Genomic DNA, 1,160 nt, shown 5'->3' with positions numbered 1-1,160 from the left:
ACTCAGTAGCAGGTGGCCTTGGTCACGATGTTTTCAACGTTGGTATGACGGATGAAAACGACCATCACCTAACTTACATTCACCTAGGTATCATGGCGAGCATTCTGCTGAACTCAAAAGCTGTGGACTTCGTGGTAACTGGTTGTGGTACTGGCCAAGGTGCATTGATGTCTTGCAACCTACACCCTGGCGTTGTTTGTGGTTACTGCCTAGAGCCATCAGACGCGTTCCTGTTCAACCAAATCAATAACGGCAACGCGATTTCTCTAGCATTTGCGAAAGGTTTTGGTTGGGCGGGTGAATTGAACGTTCGTTACATCTTCGAAAAAGCGTTCACAGGCAAGCGCGGCGAAGGTTACCCAATTGAGCGAGCAGCACCTCAGCAAGCGAACGCAGCTATCCTAAACAACGTGAAATCAGCGGTAGCAAAAGACGTGGTTGAAGGTCTACGTGCTATCGACCAAGAGCTAGTGAAAACTGCAGTAGGCAGCACGCAATTCCAAGAGTGTTTCTTCGCGCACTGCCAAGTACCTGAAATTGCAGAATATGTGAAGTCGCTACTAGACTAAGCCCTCATTTTATCGGGAAATAGGTTAAGGCCAGCCATTGTGCTGGCTTTTTTTGTTTTTAAGCCGGAGAGAATGCCATGCACGTTGCGCCGATTACTTCACTACAGACTTGGTTTCCTGAGCATCTCGTTTTGCCTTTGTGGTCTGAGCCTCAAATCCCCTCCCATCTGGTGCAAAGTTATCAAGAAAGAAATCCGAACGAGTTGTTACCAGATCGCGCTGTGTTTGACATCACGCATCCCGAAATTGTCGTGTTTGAACCAGAGCAATCCAACGGGATGGGTATTTTATTGATGCCCGGTGGCGGTTATCAGCGAGTCTCGGTGGATAAAGAAGGGGCGGACAGCGCACGCGTGTTGAACCAAGCAGGTTTTACCGTGTTTGTGATGACCTATCGCATGCCAAATGAAGGGCATGAATTTGGAGCTTGGACGCCACTGGCGGACGCGCAGCGAGCAATGCGTTTGGTGCGTCAGTTGCCTTTGGCGTCTCATTTATCATCGATTGGTGTTTTAGGTTTCTCGGCTGGCGGACACGTTGCAGCGAGCTTAGCGACGAGTCACGCATTGGATATTTATCCTCTTCAAGATG

General features: G+C 49.1%; 2 protein-coding genes. Both read left to right on the top strand.

Annotation, left to right across the window (positions count from 1 at the left end):
* Positions 1–569: RpiB/LacA/LacB family sugar-phosphate isomerase (locus R7Q47_RS25685; RefSeq protein WP_318090188.1), on the top strand; the 569-nt coding region annotated here is incomplete at its 5' end.
* 77 nt (positions 570–646) lie between these two features.
* Positions 647–1,160 (top strand): alpha/beta hydrolase (locus R7Q47_RS25680; RefSeq protein WP_318090187.1); only part of this gene is annotated, 514 nt, incomplete at its 3' end.

It is taken from the genome of Vibrio sp. Vb0349 (genome assembly GCF_033338975.1).
This window is presented reverse-complemented; position numbering and strand designations above follow the sequence as displayed.